General features: G+C 36.6%; 6 protein-coding genes. 4 read left to right on the top strand and 2 right to left on the bottom strand.

All coding sequences use genetic code 11. From position 1 onward, the window contains the following. The 4 genes from WBM60_RS15250 to WBM60_RS15235 form a co-directional block, all read left to right on the top strand. Nucleotides 1-590 (top strand): 3-deoxy-manno-octulosonate cytidylyltransferase (locus WBM60_RS15250; RefSeq protein WP_424283286.1); only part of this gene is annotated, 590 nt, incomplete at its 5' end. Further along, nucleotides 581-1,282, top strand: coding sequence for an HAD family hydrolase (locus WBM60_RS15245; RefSeq protein ID WP_424283285.1), 702 nt, complete (start codon nt 581-583; stop codon nt 1,280-1,282). The genes WBM60_RS15250 and WBM60_RS15245, both read left to right, overlap by 10 nt. Nucleotides 1,283-1,286: 4 nt before the next feature. Next, complete coding sequence (locus tag WBM60_RS15240) at nt 1,287-2,414, top strand: iron-containing alcohol dehydrogenase family protein (protein WP_424259043.1); 1,128 nt, start codon at nt 1,287-1,289, stop codon at nt 2,412-2,414. Nucleotides 2,415-2,524: 110 nt separating this feature from the next. Then, on the top strand, nt 2,525-3,064 hold the full coding sequence (locus WBM60_RS15235) for a 1-acyl-sn-glycerol-3-phosphate acyltransferase (RefSeq protein WP_424283287.1): 540 nt from the start codon (nt 2,525-2,527) through the stop codon (nt 3,062-3,064). On the opposite strand, the gene WBM60_RS15230 is transcribed toward WBM60_RS15235, so the two are convergent. Further along, nucleotides 3,061-3,552 (bottom strand): hypothetical protein, encoded by a 492-nt coding sequence (locus WBM60_RS15230; RefSeq protein ID WP_424259044.1) that lies wholly within the window; start codon nt 3,550-3,552, stop codon nt 3,061-3,063. The genes WBM60_RS15235 and WBM60_RS15230 overlap by 4 nt on opposite strands. A gap of 276 nt (nt 3,553-3,828) precedes the next feature. Next, on the bottom strand, nt 3,829-4,450 hold a 622-nt coding region (locus WBM60_RS15225), incomplete at its 5' end, for a YebC/PmpR family DNA-binding transcriptional regulator (RefSeq protein WP_424283284.1).

The following is a 4,450-nucleotide window of genomic DNA, read 5'->3' as shown; positions in this document are numbered from 1 at the left end:
ATGTAGTAACAGACAGCCCTATCATTTATGATGCTATCGTTGAAGTAGGCGGGAATGCTATTATGAGTAAGGAAGAGCATGAATGTGGCAGTGATAGAATAGCGGAGGCCGTGAGCGACATGGAAGTGGATATTATTGTGAATATACAAGGTGATGAACCTTTTACTGACAAGGAAAGTTTAGTTAGTATGTTAAAAGTATTTGAAAAGGATTTGAACGAAGAAATTGATTTAGCTTCTCTAATGACAAAAATCACAGATTCAGAGGAAATTAATAATCCTAATATTGTTAAGGTCATTGTCGATAACAGAAATTTCGCACTTTACTTTTCGAGATCGACTATCCCTTATCTGAGGTCTACAGATATGGAAATAGACTATTTTAAACATAAAGGGGTTTATGCTTTCAGAAAAAGAGCACTTATGGATTTTAGAAGTTTACCTATGCTAACTCTTGAAGCTGCAGAGAAAATTGAAGCCATACGATATTTAGAGTATGGAAAAAAAATAAAAATGGTGGAAACTGAAGCAAATGGAATAGAAATTGACACTCCTGAAGATCTTGAAAAAGCTAAAGAGGTATGGAATTAGATTTTAGCAATATCAAAGTGGTTGGTTTCGATGCTGATGATACCCTCTGGGTAAATGAAACCTATTTCCGCGAAGCGGAAGAAAAATTTGCGGATCTTCTTGAAAATTATGAAACCAAGAATAAGGTGGATCAGGAGCTTTTTAAAACGGAAATGAACAACCTTGAGTTGTATGGTTATGGGATAAAAGGTTTTATGCTTTCTATGATAGAATCTGCCATGGAATTATCAAATAATCATATTCCTCCACAGACACTAAATGAAATATTGAATCTTGGAAAGGAAATGATAGCCAAGCCTGTTGAACTTTTACAGGGCGTGGAAGAAGTATTGCAAAAATTGTCCAGGAAATATCGGTTGATTGTTCTTACAAAAGGAGATCTCTTAGATCAGGAGAGAAAATTGGAAAGATCCGGACTTACAAAATATTTTCATCATGTTGAGGTATTAAGTGACAAGAAGGAAGAGAATTATAAAAATCTACTGGACCATCTGGAGATTAATACTAACGAATTTTTAATGATAGGAAATTCACTGAAATCAGACGTAATACCTATTTTGAATATAGGTGCCAAAGCAATACATGTGCCATTTCATACAACCTGGGCCCATGAACAGGTTCCTATGGAGGAACAGACGAATAACCACCTAACATTAAACACGATATCCGATATTCTTAAATACCTTAATTAAAATTATGAAACAAGACAAAGAAATTCCATTAAAGGAAGCTGCTAAAATTACAAAAGGGCCATACAGAAATTTTCCAATGGTACCGCGTGTTGTCTTTGGACCAGGTAGTTTTGACCAATTAGGTGAAATATTAGGTCCCCATAGAAGCAGTCCTGATGCTCCTGTTATTTTCCTTGTAGATGATGTTTTCACTAACTCGGCCTTAATAGAAAGAATTCCTGTTCAATTCAATGACAGGACTATTCTTATTTCTGCGGACAAAGAACCAAAAACAGGACAGGTCGATGCATTGGTTAGTCAGATAAAAGAAGATTTTAAAGAGTTACCTTCAGCGGTAGTCGGCATTGGGGGGGGTACTTTATTGGATTTAGCAAAAGCTGTTGCCATCATGTTAAACAACGAAGGTTCTTCGGCGAAGTATCAGGGTTGGGATTTGGTACATAATCCTGCGGTCTATCATGTTGGGATACCTACTATTAGTGGTACGGGGGCTGAGGTTTCCAGAACAACAGTTTTACTTGGCCCTGAGAAGAAACTGGGCATTAATTCCGATTTCACCCCCTTTGATCAGGTTGTCCTGGATCCTGATCTGCTTCAGGGAGTTCCAAAAGAACAATGGTTCTATACCGGAATGGATTGTTATATACATTGTATAGAATCACTAAATGGGACTTATTTGAATGCATTTAGTCAAAGTTATGGTGAAAAAGCGCTGGAGTTATGTGAAGAAGTTTTTTTAAGTGATATTTCAGCTTCTGAATCCAGAGATAAATTAATGATGGCTTCATGGCACGGAGGTATGAGCATTGCCTATTCTCAGGTAGGTGTTGCTCATGCAATGAGTTATGGACTTTCTTACTTACTGGGAACCAGGCATGGTATTGGAAATTGTCTTGTTTTTCAGCATTTAGGAGAGTTTTATCCTGAAGGGGTGGCTATGTTTAAAAAAATGATGAAAAAGCATGATATTCAGCTTCCGAAAGGAATTTGCGAACATTTAACTGATGAGCAATATAATACGATGATAAAAGTGTCATTGGGTATGGTACCGCTTTGGGAAAATGCTTTAGGCAAAGACTGGGCTAAATATATAACTCCGGAAAAATTAAAATCTATTTACCAGAAAATATAATCTTAAAGGAGCATCAACTTTTTACAGAATTGCCATTTTAGGCATATTTGTACATATTGATTTAAAAGGTTTTGAGCCTAAACATTATTGGAAATCCCTCACACTATTTTATGCACAAACTGGCGAAATTTATTTATTTTAAAATATTAAAGTGGCAACTGGTGGGGACTTTTCCGGATTTGGATAAATGTGTTGTAATTGTTGTTCCTCATACCAGTTGGGTGGATTTTTTTCTGGGCTTATTGGTAAGGAGGATATTTAATGAAGAAATAAATTATATTGGAAAGGATAGTTTGTTCAGGCCGCCGTTTGGGTGGTATTTCAGATGGATGGGAGGTGCTCCTATAAATCGCAGTAAAAGCCAAAACAAAGTAGCAGCCATTGCCAAAATATTTGATGAGCGCAAAAAATTTAGATTAGCACTGGCACCAGAAGGTACCCGAAAAAAGGTAGCTGATTGGAAAACCGGGTTTTATTATATCGCCAAAACTGCTCAAGTCCCAATTGTTATGGTGGCCTTTGATTTTGGCAAAAAACAAGTCAAGGTTTCAGAGCCTCAATTCCCCACAGATAACATGGAAGCCGACCTAGTAAAATACAAAGAATTTTATAAAGGAGTCATCGGCAAAATTCCTGAATACAGTTTTTAAACCCTTACAAAGGTAAATCCTATACTTGCAGTTTCAAAAGTTCCATCGTTGTCAAAATCATATTCTCCAGATTCAAAACCCCCATTAATGGTAAATGTGCTGGCGGTAAGTGTTGCCCCATAAGTATCCCAGTCTCCCGGATAAGCAGCCCATTCGATAGCAAAATAATATTTTCCTTCCCATTTTTCCCAGAACATTTCCCCACTTACTGTGTATGAAGGCCTGTCTGACGGATCAATGGTTAAGGTAAACCTACCACTGCTTTGGACGGACATGGATACGGATCCGCCTTCGTCAATGATATTTACAGACATCATATTACCGTCATTAAAAGTAGCCGAAGTAGCTTCCCAATTGCCGGCCAATTCACTTATTTCAAAAGAGCCTCCTTCTTTGACTAAAGCATCTGTATCGTCGTCACCAGAGCAGGAAAGTAATAAAAATGCGAACAAAGGGACATATAAAAATACTTTGCTTAGTGTTTTCATAATATTAGATTTAAAGGGTTATCAATAATTTAAATTCCGGTTAAAGTAAAATGAGGTATTAGTCTCAATATTAACCTTAACCGATTATAAAATTATTAAGGACACTAATGAATTGAAATGATATGCATCATCCCTTTAAAAATTATTTGATAAACAATAAATCCAATACAGTTTGTATGATTAATGCTTTCTTTAAAAAAAAGTATGAATATTAATGGATAAGTGTCGAAACCTATTATGAGCTATATCTAAAAGATTGTAAGCATATATCGAAATTTATTCCTGCATGGTATGATAAACATTTTGTACATCATCATCTTCCTCAATTTTCTCCAATAGTTTTTCAACATCTTCTGCTTCCTCAGGAGAGAGCTCCTTGGTAATTTGCGGGATTCGTTCGAATCCGGAAGACAGAATTTCAATATTTCGTGATTCCAATTCCTTCTGTATGGCTCCAAAGCTTTCAAAAGGGGCGTATATCAAAATGCCGTCTTCATCCATAAAAACTTCTTCAGCACCAAAATCTATCATATCTAATTCTATTTCTTCCGGATCTATTCCCTCGGAATTGATGCGAAAATTACAAGTATGATCAAACATAAACTCAACAGAACCGGAGGTCCCCAGACTTCCATTGCATTTATTGAAATAGCTACGAACATTAGCCACAGTCCTTGTATTATTATCTGTTGCGGTTTCTATTAAAATAGCTATTCCATGGGGAGCATACCCTTCAAACAAAACCTCCTTAAAATCGCCTAGCGACTTATCTGATGCCCTTTTTATGGCTCTTTCGATATTGTCTTTGGGCATATTTACAGACTTGGCATTCTGAATTACCGCTCTTAACCGTGAATTGGAATCAGGATCGGGGCCACCTTCCTTTACAGCCATGACG

Source organism: Eudoraea sp. (assembly GCF_049669105.1).
Taxonomy (GTDB): domain Bacteria; phylum Bacteroidota; class Bacteroidia; order Flavobacteriales; family Flavobacteriaceae; genus Eudoraea.
The sequence above is the reverse complement of the archived record's forward strand: the minus strand, read 5'-3'. Positions and strand labels throughout refer to the sequence as shown.

Coding starts and splice junctions, on each gene's coding strand:
- WBM60_RS15235 (WP_424283287.1), top strand. CDS start 2,525: ATGCACAAACTGGCGAAATTTATTTATTTTAAAATATTAAAGTGGCAA.
- WBM60_RS15230 (WP_424259044.1), bottom strand. CDS start 3,552: ATGAAAACACTAAGCAAAGTATTTTTATATGTCCCTTTGTTCGCATTT.
- WBM60_RS15245 (WP_424283285.1), top strand. CDS start 581: ATGGAATTAGATTTTAGCAATATCAAAGTGGTTGGTTTCGATGCTGAT.
- WBM60_RS15240 (WP_424259043.1), top strand. CDS start 1,287: ATGAAACAAGACAAAGAAATTCCATTAAAGGAAGCTGCTAAAATTACA.